The 17393-nt window shown below is 61.8% G+C and carries 15 protein-coding genes; 11 read left to right on the top strand and 4 right to left on the bottom strand.

The window, feature by feature from the left end; all coding sequences use genetic code 11:
* Positions 1-67 precede the first annotated feature (67 nt).
* Both lysA and CABTHER_RS05605 read right to left on the bottom strand, forming a co-directional pair.
* Positions 68-1267, bottom strand: coding sequence for a diaminopimelate decarboxylase (gene lysA, locus CABTHER_RS05610; RefSeq protein WP_014099632.1), 1200 nt, complete (start codon positions 1265-1267; stop codon positions 68-70).
* 8 nt (positions 1268-1275) lie between these two features.
* Positions 1276-1680: a hypothetical protein gene (locus tag CABTHER_RS05605; RefSeq protein WP_014099631.1), complete on the bottom strand. Its 405-nt coding sequence runs from the start codon at positions 1678-1680 to the stop codon at positions 1276-1278.
* A gap of 275 nt (positions 1681-1955) precedes the next feature.
* Here CABTHER_RS05605 and resB point away from each other — a divergent pair, with 275 nt between their 5' ends.
* The 8 genes from resB to CABTHER_RS05565 all read left to right on the top strand — a co-directional run bounded on the left by resB (position 1956) and on the right by CABTHER_RS05565 (position 13148).
* Positions 1956-3632: a cytochrome c biogenesis protein ResB gene (resB, locus tag CABTHER_RS05600; protein ID WP_014099630.1), complete on the top strand. Its 1677-nt coding sequence runs from the start codon at positions 1956-1958 to the stop codon at positions 3630-3632.
* 18 nt (positions 3633-3650) lie between these two features.
* Positions 3651-6665: a nitric oxide reductase activation protein NorD gene (locus tag CABTHER_RS15640; protein WP_014099629.1), complete on the top strand. Its 3015-nt coding sequence runs from the start codon at positions 3651-3653 to the stop codon at positions 6663-6665.
* Positions 6666-6695: 30 nt separating this feature from the next.
* Positions 6696-7169: a putative molybdenum carrier protein gene (locus CABTHER_RS05590; protein ID WP_041569101.1), complete on the top strand. Its 474-nt coding sequence runs from the start codon at positions 6696-6698 to the stop codon at positions 7167-7169.
* A 32-nt stretch (positions 7170-7201) separates the two neighbouring features.
* Complete coding sequence (locus tag CABTHER_RS05585) at positions 7202-8149, top strand: ABC transporter ATP-binding protein (protein WP_014099627.1); 948 nt, start codon at positions 7202-7204, stop codon at positions 8147-8149.
* A gap of 125 nt (positions 8150-8274) precedes the next feature.
* On the top strand, positions 8275-10563 hold the full coding sequence (locus CABTHER_RS05580) for an NADP-dependent malic enzyme (RefSeq protein ID WP_014099626.1): 2289 nt from the start codon (positions 8275-8277) through the stop codon (positions 10561-10563).
* A 22-nt stretch (positions 10564-10585) separates the two neighbouring features.
* Positions 10586-11206, top strand: a complete 621-nt coding sequence (locus CABTHER_RS05575) for a pyroglutamyl-peptidase I family protein (protein ID WP_014099625.1) — start codon at positions 10586-10588, stop codon at positions 11204-11206.
* On the top strand, positions 11185-12099 hold the full coding sequence (locus CABTHER_RS05570; protein ID WP_014099624.1) for a S66 peptidase family protein: 915 nt from the start codon (positions 11185-11187) through the stop codon (positions 12097-12099). The genes CABTHER_RS05575 and CABTHER_RS05570 overlap by 22 nt, the downstream gene beginning before the upstream one ends.
* Positions 12100-12134: 35 nt before the next feature.
* Positions 12135-13148, top strand: a complete 1014-nt coding sequence (locus CABTHER_RS05565; RefSeq protein WP_014099623.1) for a serine/threonine-protein kinase — start codon at positions 12135-12137, stop codon at positions 13146-13148.
* Between the two features lie 112 nt (positions 13149-13260).
* On the opposite strand, the gene CABTHER_RS15635 is transcribed toward CABTHER_RS05565, so the two are convergent.
* Positions 13261-14037, bottom strand: a complete 777-nt coding sequence (locus tag CABTHER_RS15635; protein ID WP_014099622.1) for an RDD family protein — start codon at positions 14035-14037, stop codon at positions 13261-13263.
* Positions 14038-14372: 335 nt separating this feature from the next.
* Here CABTHER_RS15635 and CABTHER_RS05555 point away from each other — a divergent pair, with 335 nt between their 5' ends.
* The 3 genes from CABTHER_RS05555 to fabZ are packed head-to-tail and all read left to right on the top strand — an operon-like array spanning position 14373 to position 16546.
* Complete coding sequence (locus CABTHER_RS05555) at positions 14373-14993, top strand: OmpH family outer membrane protein (RefSeq protein ID WP_014099621.1); 621 nt, start codon at positions 14373-14375, stop codon at positions 14991-14993.
* Positions 14994-15010: 17 nt separating this feature from the next.
* Positions 15011-16081 carry a UDP-3-O-(3-hydroxymyristoyl)glucosamine N-acyltransferase gene (gene lpxD / locus CABTHER_RS05550; RefSeq protein ID WP_014099620.1) on the top strand — a complete coding sequence of 357 codons (1071 nt, stop codon included), beginning with the start codon at positions 15011-15013 and terminating at the stop codon, positions 16079-16081.
* 6 nt (positions 16082-16087) lie between these two features.
* Positions 16088-16546, top strand: coding sequence for a 3-hydroxyacyl-ACP dehydratase FabZ (gene fabZ, locus CABTHER_RS05545; RefSeq protein WP_014099619.1), 459 nt, complete (start codon positions 16088-16090; stop codon positions 16544-16546).
* A gap of 12 nt (positions 16547-16558) precedes the next feature.
* Here fabZ and CABTHER_RS05540 read toward each other — a convergent pair whose 3' ends face one another.
* Complete coding sequence (locus tag CABTHER_RS05540; RefSeq protein ID WP_014099618.1) at positions 16559-17383, bottom strand: FkbM family methyltransferase; 825 nt, start codon at positions 17381-17383, stop codon at positions 16559-16561.
* Positions 17384-17393: the final 10 nt, after the last annotated feature.

The raw sequence follows: 17393 nt of genomic DNA, 5'->3' as shown, positions 1-17393 counted from the left end.
GCCCGGCGAATCTCCCACTCCGTCAAACTTGGTTGAGTCCCAGAGGGCCGATGGGTCCCCAATCGGCTTATTCTACGATGAATTCTTCATCGGGAAAGGGATGCAGGTTGTATTCGCTGGCCATACTGCGGGCGTAGGCTCCGGCATCGGCAATGGCCAGCCAGTCACCTTCGCGCACCTCCGGGAGTTCGATGCCCTGGGCCAGGAAGTCCGACGACTCACAAAGCGGACCCACCACATCCACCACGCGGCTGGGGCCGGCCCGCTGCACGACCGGCAAAATCCGGTGGTGGGCCTGGTACAGCGCCGGACGGATCAGGTGGTGCATCCCGGTGTTGACGATAACAAAGGTCTTGTAGGGCGTTGTTTTGACATACTCGACCCGGGCCAGCAACACGCCACAGCGGGCCACAAGAAACCTTCCCGGCTCAAAGAGAATTTCCCCGGCCAGTCCCTGCACGCCCTGTCGGATGACCTCGGCATAGCGCGCAAAGTTTTCCAGCTCGCGGGCTTCATCACCGGTGTCGTAGTGGATGCCAAAACCGCCCCCCACATCAAAGGTGGACAGCGCAAAGCCCTGCTCGCGCAGCGCCGCCACCAGTGGACGGGTGTTGCGCAGGGCTTCGGCGAAGTTTTCCACGTCCACGATTTGCGACCCGATGTGCAGTGAGACGCCCACCACCTGCACCCATCGGGCGGACTGCCGCGCCAGCGCCAGACACGTCATGACCGCTTCGGCGTCAATCCCGAACTTGTGACTCCGAAAACCGGTTGCAATGTACGGGTGGGTTTCAGCATCCACCGACGGATTAAAGCGAAAGGCAATGCGGGCCGGTCGGCCCAGGGCTTCCGCCAGGTCAATGATCCGGCGCATCTCACCGACCGACTCGACGTTGATCTGCTTGATGCCGCAGGTCAGCGCCAACCGCAGTTCGGCATGCGACTTCCCGACCCCGGAGAAAATGACCCGCTCCGGTGGCACCCCGGAGTCGAGAGCGCGTTGCAGTTCACCGCCGGAGACGACATCCGCCCCACCGCCCAACTCCACAACCCGGCGCAGAAAGACCGGATGGGCATTGGCCTTGACAGCATAGTGGATGGTATGCGGCAGGCCGGCAAAAGCCGACCGGAAGCATCGGTAACGTTCAGTGAAATGGCGCAGGTCGTAGAGGTAACAGGGTTCTGTGCGCCCGGCAACGAAGTCCCGCAGGCAGCACTGCGGTTCGCGGCCAAAGTGGAGGCTGTCACCTATGTAATCAAGTAGCATCAGCCCACTTAGTACCGCCCGGTAGAGTCTGAGGCCTCGGCATTGACTTCCCAGTCATACGTGTACACCAGGAAGTTGATCGGCTCGGTGTACTGCACTTTGAGAGTGACCTTTCCTCCCTGCCGGTTGACCGTAAACTTGGCTTCTTCAGGCACATTGAACTCGTTGCTGATTTTCAGCCACTGGTTTTCAAGTTCTTTCTCCGTTATGTAGCCCTTGGCGCCGATGGCATACTTGCGCGCCAGTTCCGCGAGTTCATTCTTGACGTTCTGCTCACGCCAGTACACAGGCAAAGTCTTGAACAGGATAAAGCCAATGGTGGCTACAACCGCAAGGACAGCAATAAGCTGCCCGTATCCTTCCCCACGCTCGGTTGTGCGAACCGGACGACGCAGCACAAAGTGTCTGCCCATGAACTACGTTCTCCTCAATCCTCGACGGCCACGCCACCAGACTGCACCCGGCCGGCGACCGTCCTGTGGCGTTCGCATTGCTGATGGAGTCTGCCAAAAGTAGCCTGCATCATAGCAAGCCGTCAGTTTTCTGCCTAGCCGGGTCAGATCACGGACAAAAACCGAAAAGGCCGCTCAGATACAAGTGCGCTACGTTTGTGGGCGCACAGTTACCTTGACCCCTGTCCCCGGCTGTGCGGATACTTCGCCAACAGGCTGCGCCATCGCCGCTCCCCATGGGCGATGCAACTTTTATCAGGCTCATCACTCCATCCATGGCGCTTTCAGTTGAAACACCAAGTCCGGTCACAGACACCGACACACTTCAGGCGAACCAATCCGCACCGCAACCGTCGCCCAAGCCTTTCAAACCGCGCAAGTCCCAGGCTGAGCGGATGCTCGATGCCACGCTTCGCTTTCTGAGTTCGGTCAAGGTCGGGGTCTTTCTGCTGGCCGTGCTGATTGTTGCCTCGGTGCTGGGCACCGTCATCATCCAGAAGGGCACCAGCGGTTTTACGGAGTACTATGCCAGCCTGCTGCCAGCCGAACGGGAACTGTATGAGTTTCTCGGTCTGCTCGACATTTACCACACCCGCTGGTTCAACCTGCTGCTGCTGACCGTCAGCCTCAATATCGTGCTCGCCTCGATTGACTACTTTCCGGCGGCCTGGCGCTACGTACGCAAGCCGATCGTGAAAGTCAACCAGGCGTTCATCAATCGCCAGCCATTTCGCCATGTGGCCCATGTGACGGATGCGGCAACGGTCATTCAGACGCTCAAAGCGCGGGCGGAGCAGGAATTACGTCCGCTCATCCACCGGTGGCTGCCCATCAGCGCCGTGTATCGGGTCGTTGAGACGGTCAACCCACGGGATGGCAGCACAACCATTCTGATGGAAGCCCATGCGTGGAACCGACTTACGGCGTATGCTGTTCACGCCGCGTTGCTGACCATCTTCGGCGGCGCTTTGGTGGGCGGGTTGTTTGGTCACAAAGGTACGGTGCGGATGGTGCCGGGACAGGCGGCCAACACCTTCGTCAGCTTTGGGGCGCCTGATGAGCCGGTCCGGGAATTTGCAATGCCCTTCACGCTGGTGTGCACCGACATCGAACAAAACCTGCTCGATCCGCGCAAACCCGACCTCAGTGCGCCCAACACGCTCGACTGGCACACGCGCGTCCTGATCAAAGATGAGCAGCGTGGAGTGGAAATCCCGGCCCACATCCACCTCAACCATCCCTTCGACTACCGTGGCTACCGTTTTTTCCAGGCCAGTTTTGACAACTTCGGCAGCGCCCGGACGGTCAACATCGAACTCCGTCCGGCTGGAAGTCAGACCGGTACGGCCTACGTCATTGGACGCGAACCGACTGATATTCCCGGACTGGGGCGCGTCCGGCTGGCGGATTTCATTCCCGATGTCACCTTCCAGGGCGGACGCCTGGGGAGTGCCAGCGGCGAATACCGGCGTCCGGTTGCCATTCTGGATGTCCTTGGTGACAACCCACGTCAGCTTTATGCTTTTCCACCAGAAGGTCTCGCCACCCTGGGCAATGCTCCATTTCTCAGGGCCAAAACCGAAGTCGGCGACCTGCGCCTGGTCCTGACCGACTTCGAGAAAGTTTCCAGCGGCCATATTCTTCAGGTGCAGTATGACCCCGGCGTGACGACGGTCTATCTCGGCTCGGCAATGCTCATCGTGGCGCTCTGGCTTGTGTTTTTCTTTGCGCATCAGCGGCTGTGGCTGTACCTGGAGCCACTGCCGGATGGCACCCTGCGCCTCAGTCTTGCCGGGCATACCAATCGCAACCGGCCGGCCTTTGAGAAGCGGTTTCAGTCCATTGTCGCCGCCCTCCCCTCTGCCGCTGGCAGTGCGCTACCACCTGACAGGCAGATGTCTGCCACCAACTGATTCCCGGAGACCAAGGTTATGGCCGAATCCCAGCTTAGAGCCAAACTCCGCCAGTTGTTCAAAGGGAGTGACGCTGCTGAAGCCGAGCAGATGGTTCCGCGCCTGGCCGGGATTCCAACCGAACGCCTGCTGTTTCTCACCAGCATCGGGGCGGGACTGGCCAGCCTGTCGCCCCGGACGGCGCTGGAGTTTTTCCGGGTCACGCCCGAAGTTGCCACACAGCTCACGTCGTTTGAGCTTCAGGCGTGGGGTGAGTGTGGAAAACGCCTTGCGTCCACCAATGTCGAAGCCGCCTACCAGTTCTTCCGGGCCAGTCCCCAGGTCTTCGAGGCGCTGCCTTCGGCTCACCGCCTGAGCGCCATTGTCCTGACGACGCGCCAGGCAACGATGTCCACCCGCACAGCCGTGGAAACGTTCCAGATGTTTCCCTCGGTTGTTTCCCGGATTGACAGCACTCCGGTGCTGCCGCGCCTGCTCTCCATCGTGAACGAAGTGGCGCGTCACTCGGTGCGACACAGCCAGGACCTGCTGCGCCAGTCGCCGGTTGTGGTGACGCACGTCCGCACCTTCGACAGCCCTGACCAGGCGCTGCTCAACCGCCTCGTCGAAATGACCGCCGCCTTTGCCTACCGCGCCGGCGGCACGGCGGCCGAGTTTTTTCTGGCCATCCCGAACTTCCTCACCCAACGCACGCATGGCCATCTGAACGCGCTGCTTGAACACACACAGGCCTTTCTGGAACGCGGGGGCAGCCTGGCGCTGTACTACCTGCGCGCCGCCACGGCGGTTGTCCAGCAGACGGGCCACCAGGGCTATGAACCCTGGCGGCGGCTGGCGCTCACGATGTGCGCCCAGGGAAATACGAACAGCTATCAGTTCCTGAAGCTGACGCCGGAAGTGATGCAGACGCTGGCTGCCTCGCGGTCGGGCCCTGACCTTACGGCTGCGCTCCGGTTGTTGTGTGAGACCGTAGCCGATCTGGACCGGGTGGACCGTACAGCGGCCTTGGAATGCTTCAAGTCAGCTCCGCTGGCGCTGCGCCAGACCAACATTGAACATTTCCGCAACTGGGCCCTGGCCGGACTGGCGCACCACCCGGATGGACGCGCTGTTCAGGCTTACTACGGCTTGCAGTCCCGTGCGAGCCGGGCAGCGCTCCAAGGCGGACAGGACGGTGTGGCGCTCGATACGGTCTCTGCCATCCTCCGGCTGTATGTCGAAGGTCTCACCGGACGCAGCGTGACGATTGTCCCACTTTCAAGCGCCGCCGAGCAGTCCGTCATTGGCGATGGACGCACCATTCCGCTGCCTGGTCGAATCAACGACTTCGCGGATGAAGAATCGAATTTCCGGCTCTACAAGGTACTGGCCGCTCACGGAGCCGGACAGATTGAGTACGGCACTCATGCCGCCGACACCCCGGAACTCATCGCGTTGCGGCAGGATTTCCAGGCGGCTTTTCCCACGGCTCCACCGCCAACGGGACGGGAGCCGGTGACCTATCGCACATTGCTGCGGCACTTTCCCGATCCAGCAACCGCCACGCGCCTGTTTACAATCCTTGAGAACGCACGGATTGACCGCCGCCTGCGGCGCGCCTACCGGGGCATCCGCCGTGACCTGGATTTCATTGCGGCCCGGTTGCGGGAGACCCGCCCGGATGTCCTACAACTCCCGCCGGAGCACCAGTGGACGGAAATCCTGTTTCGGATCGCCCTCTGCGGCGGTGTGGATGCCGTCACCCGGCAACAGCTTCCGCATATTGTCACGGCCCTCGAACAGATTGTTACAACCTATCTCGACCATCCGACGGCGGCGCTGACCGATACCCTGCTGGCGACCCAGCGCATTTACGACATCATCGAACAGGTACAGCCCTCCGATGCGACCGAAGCGGCCGTCAACGAGGTCGTCCAGCAACCGGATGATGCGCCGGGTGAAGCCGGGGCAACTGAAGTTTCCACTCCGTCCACCTCACCGGCGTCACCTTCCCCACCTCAACCCGGTCAAAGTTTCGAGACGTGGAGCCAGGAACACACCCCCTCCCAGCACGACCTCACCGCCCAGTTTTTACGGGAAGGGCTGACCGATGACCGGATGCTGGAAGCTGACGGACAGGCGTTTTTCTACGATGAGTGGGACCGCGAACTGGGGGATTACCGCGTCAATTGGTGCCGGGTGATTGAGCACCGGCCCACGGCCGGCACACGAACCTTTGTCGAACTGACGCGCGCGCGCCACCACGGACTCATTTCCTCAATCCGCCACCAGTTTCAGCTCATGAAACCGGAAGCGCTCCGTCGGGTCACGGGTGAACTGGACGGGGAAATGTTTGACCTGGATGCTGTGATTGACCGCCAGCTCGACCGGCGGGCGGCGCTCTCCGGGAATGAACGCATCTACATCAAGCACCTGCGCCGCCATCGCAACGTCGCCGTGGCCTTTCTGCTCGACATGTCAAGTTCGACAGCACGTACCCTGACGCGCTATCCCAGGATGCCCTACACGCGGCCGGGACAACGCATCATTGACATCGAGAAAGAAGGGCTGGTCATCATGAACGAAGCCCTCGAAGCCGTCGGCGACAGCTATGCCATCTATGGCTTTACGAGCGAGGGCCGCCGCAACGTCCGCTTCTATGTCATCAAGGAATTTGAAGAACGCTACAGCGCCCAGATCGAGGAACGGATCGGCGGCATCAACTACCAGAACAACACCCGTCTGGGCGCTGCCGTCCGGCATGCCGTCTGCAAACTGACCGGACACCAGGCCCGCACCAAGCTGCTCATCCTGCTTTCGGACGGCCGGCCCTACGACCATGACTACGGCGACGCCCGCTATGCCCGCGAAGACAGCAAGCAGGCCCTGCGCAGCGCCCGGCAGTCCGGCATCACGCCGTTCTGTATCACCATCGAGCGGGATGCCGACCAGGAACTCAGGGAACTCTATGGTGACGTGGGTTATACGGTCATTGATGACGTGCTCAGCCTGCCGGAGAAGCTGCCCGGCATCTACCGTCGCCTGACAAGCTGACCAGGGCCGGCCCGGAGATTTGGTACAGCCATGACATCAATGGTGATTGTTTCAGGTGGGCAAACCGGTGTGGATCGGGCGGCCCTTGACGCGGCCCGACAGGTCGGACTCGAATGTGCCGGGTGGTGCCCCCACGGGCGCTGGGCCGAAGACGGCCCACTTGCGCCGGACTACCCACTGCTTGAAACCCCGGACACAGACCCGGCCCAGCGAACGGAATGGAACGTACGCGACAGCGATGCCACCCTGATCCTGCTCGAAGATGAGTTGTTGGGCGGCACACGGTTGACCCTTGACTGTACGGTGCGCTGGCGCAAGCCCTGCGCCCTGGTGATGCTTCAACTGTCCGAAGCCGCAGACATCATTCTTGCCTGGATTGCGCAATGGCAACCCGTTCGGCTCAACATCGCCGGCCCGCGCGAAAGTGAATGTCCGGGCATCTATGCCCGCAGCCACCGGCTCTTGACGCATGTCCTGACTTCGGTGAAAGTCCTGCGGATGTAACCTTTTCTTCCCACTGCATTTCCAGGCATTCCATGGATCACCACCTGCTCCAGGTGGAGCACCTCGTCAAGCACTTTCCGGTCGCCGGTGGCCTTGTCAAAGCCGTGGACGGGGTGAGCTTCAGCCTTCTGCCCGGTGAAACCTTCGGACTCGTTGGGGAATCCGGCTGCGGCAAAACCACCATCGGCCGCACCATCCTGCGGCTTGTCGAACCATCCAGTGGGAGGATTGTGTTCGACGGCCGCGACCTACGGCAGCTCTCCCGCTCCGAACTGCGCCGGGTACGGCGCGACATGCAAATCGTCTTTCAGGACCCTTATGCCTCACTCAATCCCCGGATGCGGATTGGCGAAGCCATTGCCGAACCGCTCGTCATTCACGGTATCGGCAACCGCCAGTCGCGCCAGGAACAAGTGGCTGAACTGCTACGGGTCGTCGGTCTCGATCCCGACTACGCCAGCCGGTATCCGCATGAGTTTTCCGGCGGCCAGCGTCAACGCATCAGCATTGCGCGGGCGCTGGCGCTTCGGCCCAAGTTCATCGTCGCCGACGAACCGGTTTCCGCCCTGGATGTCTCCGTTCAGGCCCAGATCATCAACCTGCTGGCCGACCTGCGGGAACAGTTTGGGCTGACCTACCTGTTCATTTCCCACGGGCTGGCCGTGGTGGAGCATTTCTGCACGCGGGTGGGTACGATGTACCTTGGAAAACTGGTCGAAGTGGCCCCGACGCGCCGCCTGTTTACCCAACCGCGTCATCCCTACACCCAGGCACTGCTGGAAAGCATCCCCATTCCTGACCCGTCCCGGCGCAAAGTCCGCGCACCACTGGCCGGAGATGTACCCAGTCCGCTCGCGCCCCCGCCCGGCTGCCGCTTTCATCCGCGTTGCCCCGTTGCCGTGGATGAGTGCCGCCACCGGGAGCCACCCCTGCGCGATGTTGGCGAAGGACACAAGGTAGCCTGCTGGCTGGCGACGTGACCCAGCCCCCTGAAAATCTCCGCCCGGGAACTGAACCCGGCTGAAGCAAAACAACAAGGTATTGTACGGAAGTGACGCGCCTGCGTTAGAGTCAGGCGAATGTTTCGTACAAATGAGGTGTATTTATGAACCGGCGCCAAGCAGCACTCGATTACCATGCCCAGGGACGGCGCGGCAAAATCGAGGTTGTCCCAACCAAACCCTGTCTGACGCAGCGCGATCTGTCGCTGGCCTACTCGCCCGGTGTGGCGGAACCGTGCCTTGAAATCGCCCGTGACCCGGCCGCAGCGTACACCTACACGGCCAAAGGCAATCTGGTCGCCGTTGTTTCCAACGGCACGGCCGTACTTGGCCTGGGCAACATCGGCCCCCTGGCCGGCAAGCCGGTCATGGAAGGCAAAGGTGTCCTGTTCAAACGCTTTGCCGACATAGACGTATTCGATCTGGAGCTGGCGACGGAAGACCCCGACGAACTCATCCAGACGCTCAAAATCCTCGAACCCACCTTCGGCGGCATCAATCTCGAAGACATCAAAGCCCCGGAGTGCTTCTACATCGAGCAACGGCTGCGTGAAATCCTCGATATTCCGGTCTTTCACGATGACCAGCACGGCACGGCCATCATTTCCAGCGCCGCCATCCTCAACGCGCTGGAACTCGTCGGCAAGTCCCTCGACAGCGTCAGAATCGTCTTCTCCGGCGCGGGCGCCAGCGCCATGGGATGCGCGCGGATGTACAAAAAACTCGGCGTCCGCCCGGAAAACATCCTCATGTGCGACACCAAGGGCGTCATCTACCGTGGGCGCACGGAAGGCATGAACGAGCACAAAGCCGAGTTTGCCGTGGAAACCGAAGCCCGGACGCTGGCCGACGCCCTGCGCGGGGCCGACGTGTTCATCGGGCTGTCGGCCAAGGGCATGGTGACACCGGAAATGCTCAAGACCATGGCGGAACGTCCAATTGTGCTGGCAATGGCCAACCCGGACCCCGAAATCAGCTACGAGGAAGCCAAGGCGGCCCGCCCCGACTGCATCATGGGCACCGGGCGCAGCGACTATCCCAATCAGGTCAACAACGTGCTTGGTTTTCCCTTCATTTTCCGGGGCGCGCTCGACGTGCGGGCGCGGACCATTACCGACGGCATGATGCTGGCGGCGGCGCACGCTCTGGCCGCTCTGGCCAAGCAGGATGTCCCGGAAACGGTGGCCAAAGCCTACGGGCTTTCCCACCTTGTCTTCGGCCCCGACTACATCATTCCGAAACCGTTTGACTACCGGGTGCTCATCTGGGTCGCGTCGGCGGTGGCTGAAGCGGCCATGCGGGATGGTGTGGCGCGGATTCACCTCGATCTGGATGAGTACCGCGAAACGCTGGCCAGCCGGCTCGGCAAGTCGCGGGAAACCCTGCGCATCATGTTTACCAAGGCCCGGCGCGCGCCACGGCGGGTGGTCTTTCCCGAAGGCGATGATGACCGCATCATCCGCGCGGCGGCGGCGCTGGCCGAAGACCGGATTGCCCAGCCCATCCTGCTCGGTGATCCGGCGGTCATTCGCGCCCGCGCCGAAACCCTCCGGCTGGCTCTGGATACCGTCGAGATTGTCACGCCCAAGGGTTCGGAACGTTTCGAGGACTATGCACAAGCCCTGCACCGGCTGCGTCAACGCAAGGGTTTGACGCTCATTGGCGCGCGTCAGATACTCAAGCGGTCAAACTACTTTGGTGCGATGATGGTACGGCAGGGCGACGCCGATGCGCTGGTGACAGGTGTGACAAGTGCGTATTCGGAAGGACTCAAACCAGTGCTGCGCGTACTCGGAACGGGAACCGGCGTCCGGCGCGTCATGGGACTGCATCTGGTGCTGGCCAAAAACCGGGCGTACTTTCTGGCCGATACGACCGTCAACATCGAGCCGACGGCCGAAGACCTGGCCGACATTGCCATTTATGCCGCGCGCACGGCCGAGCAGTTCGGCATCGAAGCGCGAGTGGCCATGCTGTCGTTCTCGACCTTTGGCAGTGTGCGTCATCCGTTCACCGAAAAAGTACGGCGGGCGGTTGAACTGGCGCGGCAGAAACAACCGACGCTGGTCATTGATGGAGAAGTGATGGCTGACGTGGCCCTTTCGCCGGAACAACTGGCGCGGGACTATCCCTTTTCGGCGCTGGGGGACAAACGCACGTCGGTGCTGGTCTTTCCCGATCTGCAATCGGCCAACATTGCCTACAAACTGCTGGCCACGCTGGGCGGGGCTGAGGTTGTCGGGCCAATTCTGATGGGACTGGCCTATCCGGCACACGTCCTGCCGAACAACGCCGAGGTCAAAGACATTGTCAACCTCGCGGCCATTGCCGTCGTGGATGCCCAGGAGCGGCAACGCCAACCGGCGGTCCAGGCCGCCGGCAGAATGTGGTAGCACAGGAGCGGATGCCGTCGTGATGCACATTCTGGTCACTGGCTTCGAGCCGTTTGCCCATTTTTCCGGCAATCCGTCCCGGACGGTGGCTCTGACTGTACCGCCTCCCGCCGGTGTGAACCTGTCGCGTCTGGTGCTGCCGGTGGTTGCCAACGAAAGCGTGGCGCGGCTGATGCAGGCTGTGGAGGAAACCCGTCCGGCGGCCGTACTGGCACTGGGGCTGGCCGCCGGACGCCGCGCCATTGCCCTTGAACGGCTGGCCGTCAACCTCGATGACTTCACCGTAGCTGACAATGCCGGAAACCGGCGGCAGGATACGCCGGTCGTGCCGGACGGGCCGCCAACGCTGTGGACGACACTCCCCATCCGTGCAATGGAAGCTGCGCTCCGCGCGGATGAACTTCCGGTTGAAATTTCGTATTCCGCCGGAACCTATCTCTGCAACCACCTGTTTTACGCCGGGCTGTACGCCCTGCGCCAACGGCGTCTTTCGTGCCGGTTTGGCTTTGTCCACCTCCCGCCGACGCCCGATCTGGAAGCCGGCGGGCTGCCGCTCACCCAACAACTGCGCGCTGTGACGCGGCTCCTTGAAGTCCTGCGCGACACCACCGGGAGCGATATATGGTCAAGCCTCCGGCCCTGAAATCCGGCGACCTCATTGGCGTCATTGCGCCGGCCAGCAACGTCCGCCCGGACTGGCTGATGGCCGGTGTCCGCGAACTGGAGCGCCTTGGCTTCCGCGTCATCCATCGCCCGGACATTGGCGCAAAGGAACGTTACACGGCGGGCACACTGCGCCGGCGGCTGGACGAACTGCACACGCTGTGGACGAACCCGGAAGTCAAAGCCATCGTGGCAGCGCGTGGCGGCTACGGCACGATGCACCTTCTGCCACACATCGAAGCCGCCCGGCTGCGCGCTCAGCCCAAAATCTTTGTTGGCTACAGCGATCTCACCGCCCTGCATCTGTTTCTGCACCGCGCCTGCGATCTGGTGACATTTCACGGCCCGATGGTGGCCAAGGATTTTTCTGCCGGGCCAACGCACTACGACTGGGACAGTTTTCAACGGCTGGTGATGAACGCCCAACCGGCTGGAAAACTCACTTCCCCTCACGTCGAAACCCTCATCGGCGGGACAGCCACCGGCCGGCTGGTGGGGGGCTGCCTTTCCCTCGTGGCGGCGCTGGTCGGTACGCCGTGGCAACTCGCCACCGAGGGGGCTATCCTGTTTCTGGAAGACACGGCCACCAAGCCCTACCAGATTGACCGCCTGCTCCAGCAGTTGTGGCTGGCCGGACAACTGGACCGGGTGGCCGGGTTTGTCTTTGGTGAAATGAGTGACTGCGTGCAGCATCCCGACCAAGGGTATCAACTGGCGGAAGTCATCCATGACCTCATCCGCCCGGTGGGCGTCCCGGCGCTCTATGGCTGGCGCAGTGGGCATAGTGAAGTGGGCAACCTGACGTTGCCCTTTGGCGTCCGCGCCCGGCTCGAAGCCGGGGCCCTGGACATTCTGGAAGCAGCCGTCACCTGAGATGGCAGCCTCCAGCTTTTGAAAGGCCGTCCAGCATGATTTCAGGCAGCGCGCTCGTGGGCATGACCCTGGATGACCAATACCAGGTGCTGACGCGCATTCACACGGGCAACGGCGCGACGGTGTACAAGGGCTATGACCTGCAAAATGACCGTCCGGTGGCCATCAAGGCCATTTCCCAGCATGAGTTCGGAAAGCACCACGACGCCGTGCTGCGTTTTCGCCGGGAGATCGCTCTGCTGTCCCGGATTCGGCACCCCAACATCATCGAAATCTACAGTCAGGGTGAAACCTCCTACGGCATCGCCTACTTCGTCATGCAGTGGCTCGACGGGCGTACGCTGCTGGATGAACTCGATGCCCTTGGGCAGATGCCGTTGACGCGGATTCAGGCGATTTTCGATCCGGCCTGTGAAGCCGTCGCGGCCATGCATGCAGCCGGCATCCTGCACCGCGACCTGAAGCCGGGCAACATCTTCCTCAGCCGCCAGTCCGACGGAAGCGAGCACACGACCCTGCTTGACTTCGGCATTGCCAAGCCCCTTTTTGCGTGGCAGGACTTCGAGATTTCAGGTGAAAGTGTGGCGATTGGGACGCCGGAGTATATGAGCCCGGAGCAGTGTGGGGAGCAGGAACTCACGGCGGCCAGCGACATTTACAGCCTGGGAGCGGTGCTCTACCGCATGCTGGCCGGACGGCCGCCCTTCGTCGGCCCGTCGCAGTACATCATGGCCCGCCACATTGCCGTGCCGCCGCCGCCGCTTCAGCTCTACCGCCCGCATTTGTCTGAAGCGGTTGTGGCTGTGGTGCAACAGGCGTTAGCCAAAAAACCTGCCGACCGCTTTGCCTCAGTTCTGGATTTGCGTCTGGCGTTCGACGCCGCCGTTGCTGTCACAACTGAAGACCGGCTCTACCGGCAACCCCAACCGCCGGAAACCGACGCAGCCGGTGCACGGTATCGAACCCGGCAGATTGCCGCCCTGCCACTCGATGCAGATGCCCCGGACAACTTCCGACCTCCCGCTCAGCAGGGTGAGCCGACTTCCTAACCCGCGCACAGCATCAGGGCCTGGCATCGAAGCCGCTGCCTGGCATCTGCCGCGTGCCGTGGCCACCTTCATTTCCGAAACCGGATTGCCGAAACCAGCGTGTGGACATCGGCTATCGGGCGTACACATTGGCCCGCACGACCTTGTCGTAGAGCTGCTGGCGCGCCGGATCGAAGAGCAGCCACAGGTTCAGCAGGAAGCAGATATTGCTGAAGACGTTTTTGAGCAGTTCGCGCAGGATGGCCATCCCAAAACTGAGATATTGCCCATCTTCGCGCAGGACGACCGTCCCGGCAATTTTCTTGCCCGGCGATGCGCCGCTGGTGCTCGTCATGTAGGCGCAGAGCAGTCCATATCCAATGATCCCAAGGTAGGCCAGGATGTAACCGCCGGTGGCCCGCCCGGCAGGAATTTCTGCACCGTCACGCGCACCAGCCGCAATGGCACTCATGTAGAGAAAAATCCCTGGCAATGCGCACAGTACAGAAAGCACTCCGTCCACAAAACTGCCGATAAAGCGTTGTCCAAGGCCGGCCGGGCTGGCTGGCATCGCGGCCAGCATCGGACTGTAGCCGTAGCTGCCAACCTGCCCGTAGGCCGGGGTGTAAGGGTCAGCCTGGGGCGCATAAGGCGCAGCCGCCGGCGGCGGGTAGGACGGGGCCGCGTATGGCGACGCGGACATCCCGCCTTCCATTCCGGGTGCGAGCAAAGTCGTGGCTCCCGGCGGAAACCAGCCCTGTAACTCCGGGATTTGGGCGGCGGCACTCCACCCCAATCCCGGCTGAAACACCTGGTCGGTGGGAAGCACCCGGCCTTCACGAACCCACTGCTTGAGTTCTTCGGGATTCGTCTCGTAGGTTTGTCCCTGTACGACAACGCGCCATGTCATTGCCGGAAGCCACCTTTCCTGCGTCTTTATTCCTGTCCCTGCACGAAACGTACCATCCAACCAATCTTATGCCGGACTGGGTTTTCCAGAGGGAAACCGGGGCGCACAGCGTTCGCGGGGAGAACATCCGCGCCATCGTATCCCACCGGCTGCCGGTGTCAATGAAAGGGGTTGATCAGACTTGATGTTACGGGCGGACAATTGCGTTCTGACCGGGCGTTTGTATAATGGCAGACTTCCTTTGTGGAAGGTGCATCGGTCAATGCACAGCACGGTACACTGCTTTGCCCGTGCCTGCCAACCAACAGCCACTTCGATAAGGACGTTATACCATCATGAAGTTTTCTCTTCCGCTCTGGGTGCTTGCCACGGTTGCGGCCGGCTTTACAACCGCGGCGGCGCAGGCACTCCCGACAGGGAGTTCCCAACCGGCGGCTCCCGCCAAGGCGACCTCCATTCCGACGGGCCGTGTCGTCATCGTCAACACCCTGGTGTTCGGTGACAAAATTGACGAGTTTCGGCGGCAAGCCCAAAAGCTGGAAGAAAAGTTCAAGCCCCGCACAACGGAACTCGAAAACCTGGCCAAGCGCCTTCAGGAACTGACCCAGAAGGTGCAGGATGAAAAGCTTTCGGTCGAAGTCCGCCGCCAGGCCCAGGAACAGGGACTGGCCCTTGAAAAGGAATACAAGCGCAAGGACGAAGACCTGCGCGCCGACATCGAGCGCGAACAACAAACTGTCCTCAATCCGCTCCGCGAAAAAGTCTTCAAGTTCATGGAGAGTTACGCAGCAGCGCGGGGCATCATCATGATCATTGATGTTGGCGCGCTGGCGGCCAACAACAACCTGGGCATGATCCCGTACGTGGACAATGCGGCCGACATCACCGAAGACTTCATCCGGGAATACAACCGCGCCAACCCGGTAGCCGCGCCCGCTACCAGCGCGAAACCGTGAGTGGGTAGCCTGTGGCCATGACGCTTGGTGAACTGGCCGCAGCCCTTGGGCTTTCCTGTCTCGGCAATCCACAGGTTCCGATTCTGGGAGTTGGCGAGTTTGAAACCGCCTCGCCGACCCATCTGGCGCTGGCGCTCGGTTCCCGCCGCGACCGACTGGCCACCTCCCGGGCCGCCGCCTTCATTGTTGCGGCCGAGACGGTGACGGAAGCCGATGCTGCCCGGTACAACCTTCTGCCGGCGGACTACCCCAAGGTCGCCTTTGCGCGGGCCATTGCCCTGCTGCATGTTCCGCCCCGCCAAGCCTTGGGAATTGCCCCTGAAGCCACACTGGCGGCGGATGTCGTCATCGGTGACAGCCCGACGATTGGGCCGCACGTCGTCATTGGGGAAGGCTCCCGGCTTGGGGCACGGGTCACGATTCATCCCGGTGTCGTCATCGGGCGCCACGTGACCATCGGCGACGACACGACCATCTATCCCAATGTGACCATTTATGACGGTGTACGGATTGGTGCCCGCTGCATCCTCCACGCCGGGGTTGTTATTGGCGCTGACGGCTACGGTTACGCGCGCGACGCTGACGGCACGCACGTCAAGATTCCCCAGGTTGGCACGGTTGTCATTGAAGACGATGTTGAAATCGGGGCGAACTCAACCATTGACCGCGCCACGCTGGGTGAGACGCGCATCGGGCGCGGCGTCAAGATTGACAACCTGGTGCATATCGCGCACAACTGCACGATTGGAGAGGACAGTTTGTTGGCGGCCCTGGTCGGTCTTTCCGGCGGCGTCAAAGTCGGACGGCGCGTGACCATGGCCGGGCAGGTTGGCGCCAATCCGCAGGTCGAAATCGGAGAGGGCGCAACAATTGCCGGCAAAACCGGCATCACCAAGTCCGTTCCGCCTGGAGAAACCTACGCCGGCATGCCGATTACGACCCTCCGCGAGTGGAAGCGTGAGCGGATTTACGCCGCCCGCCTGCCCTACCGCCTGCCGGACATCGAGGCCCGGCTGACGGCCGTCGAAACGCGCCTGAACACCCTCTTGCCGGCGCTGAGTCACCAGCCAGCGGAAAGCGAAGACTGAGACCCTATGGAAACCCTGCTGAGCACGACGCAAATCCAGGCTTTTCTCCCACACCGCTACCCGTTTCTGCTGGTGGACCGCATCATTGATCTGACACCCGGACAGCGCATCGTCGGTCTCAAAAACGTCACCATCAACGAGCCGTTTTTTCAGGGACACTTCCCCGGCATGCCCGTCATGCCCGGCGTGCTGCAAATCGAAGCCATGGCGCAAACCGGCGGACTGCTGCTGCTGAACCAGATTGCCGAACCGGAAAAAAAGCTGCTGCTCTTTGCCGGGATTGACGAAGTGAAGTTCCGCCGCCCGGTCGTCCCCGGCGACACCCTGCACATCACCATGACGCTGCTCCGCTTCAAGGGCCGGGTTGCCCGTTTGCGCGGCGAAATCACCGTCGAGGGGCAGGCCGTTTCCGAGGCCATCATCACCTCTGTTCTTGTGGATCGGGACAGCCTGACGACCGGCTGAGTTCACGGCCCATCACGGCCCGTCGGACGGCTCCCGCCAGGCTTCAATCGTGGTCAACCACAGCTCCGGCGACACATCCCCGCGCACCCGGTAGCCATGGGCTTCCAGAAGCCGGAGCAACTCCTGCCCGCGCTGCGCAAAAGCGTGCAGTTCCATCGAAATCCAGCGCGGATACGCCCCATCGGCCAGCAGGCGCGGCAGCACCTCGTATTCACTGCTTTCGATGTCGAGCTTCAACCAGCAATCCGGCCCGATCTGGGGGACGACACATGGAATCGGAATCCCCGGCGGTGTCTCGTCAATGTATCCCCCACAGGAAACAACGGGATGGTAGTACAGCGTGGTTTCGCGTGACCATAGACCCACCGGCTGCACCTCCGCGGCAATGTCATTGATCGTCAGGTTGTAGCGCAACTGCGCCAGATTCTTTTCATCCGGCTCGTAGCAGACCAGTTTGGCCTCGGGAAAAAGGGCGCTGGCATAGATGGCAAACAGGCCGATGTTGGCTCCGCCATCCACGATCTGGCGTGGCGTGAAGGGCGGCGGCGCATCGGCCCCTTTGATGATTTCCCCACCAACAATAAAATCTTCGCGGTTGTCTTGGCGCATAGCTACTGTACAGATGCGCCGGCCAATCCGCAGCCGCAGGTGCACCTGTCCCTCACGGGCGCAGGCATTGATTCGGTTGAAAAACCAGCTTCGCGCCCGCACCCGGTGCTCGCCCATCGAAATCAACCCAACCAGCAGAAAAACCAACCATTTGTCCCGCCAGGTCACACCGGACCAGGCATAGGACCACAGCGAATACAGCGTGCGGGCTGTGCGCCACCAACGCATGCGAAAGCCC

The organism is Chloracidobacterium thermophilum B, assembly GCF_000226295.1.
GTDB lineage: Bacteria > Acidobacteriota > Blastocatellia > Chloracidobacteriales > Chloracidobacteriaceae > Chloracidobacterium > Chloracidobacterium thermophilum.
The sequence above is the reverse complement of the archived record's forward strand: the minus strand, read 5'-3'. Positions and strand labels throughout refer to the sequence as shown.

Bases quoted from the DNA above. Each gene is read 5' to 3' on its own strand.
- lysA (WP_014099632.1), bottom strand. From the start codon at position 1,267: ATGCTACTTGATTACATAGGTGACAGCCTCCACTTTGGCCGCGAACCG.
- CABTHER_RS05605 (WP_014099631.1), bottom strand. From the start codon at position 1,680: ATGGGCAGACACTTTGTGCTGCGTCGTCCGGTTCGCACAACCGAGCGT.
- resB (WP_014099630.1), top strand. From the start codon at position 1,956: ATGGGCGATGCAACTTTTATCAGGCTCATCACTCCATCCATGGCGCTT.
- CABTHER_RS15640 (WP_014099629.1), top strand. From the start codon at position 3,651: ATGGCCGAATCCCAGCTTAGAGCCAAACTCCGCCAGTTGTTCAAAGGG.
- CABTHER_RS05590 (WP_041569101.1), top strand. From the start codon at position 6,696: ATGACATCAATGGTGATTGTTTCAGGTGGGCAAACCGGTGTGGATCGG.
- CABTHER_RS05585 (WP_014099627.1), top strand. From the start codon at position 7,202: ATGGATCACCACCTGCTCCAGGTGGAGCACCTCGTCAAGCACTTTCCG.
- CABTHER_RS05580 (WP_014099626.1), top strand. From the start codon at position 8,275: ATGAACCGGCGCCAAGCAGCACTCGATTACCATGCCCAGGGACGGCGC.
- CABTHER_RS05575 (WP_014099625.1), top strand. From the start codon at position 10,586: ATGCACATTCTGGTCACTGGCTTCGAGCCGTTTGCCCATTTTTCCGGC.
- CABTHER_RS05570 (WP_014099624.1), top strand. From the start codon at position 11,185: ATGGTCAAGCCTCCGGCCCTGAAATCCGGCGACCTCATTGGCGTCATT.
- CABTHER_RS05565 (WP_014099623.1), top strand. From the start codon at position 12,135: ATGATTTCAGGCAGCGCGCTCGTGGGCATGACCCTGGATGACCAATAC.
- CABTHER_RS15635 (WP_014099622.1), bottom strand. From the start codon at position 14,037: ATGACATGGCGCGTTGTCGTACAGGGACAAACCTACGAGACGAATCCC.
- CABTHER_RS05555 (WP_014099621.1), top strand. From the start codon at position 14,373: ATGAAGTTTTCTCTTCCGCTCTGGGTGCTTGCCACGGTTGCGGCCGGC.
- lpxD (WP_014099620.1), top strand. From the start codon at position 15,011: ATGACGCTTGGTGAACTGGCCGCAGCCCTTGGGCTTTCCTGTCTCGGC.
- fabZ (WP_014099619.1), top strand. From the start codon at position 16,088: ATGGAAACCCTGCTGAGCACGACGCAAATCCAGGCTTTTCTCCCACAC.
- CABTHER_RS05540 (WP_014099618.1), bottom strand. From the start codon at position 17,383: ATGCGTTGGTGGCGCACAGCCCGCACGCTGTATTCGCTGTGGTCCTAT.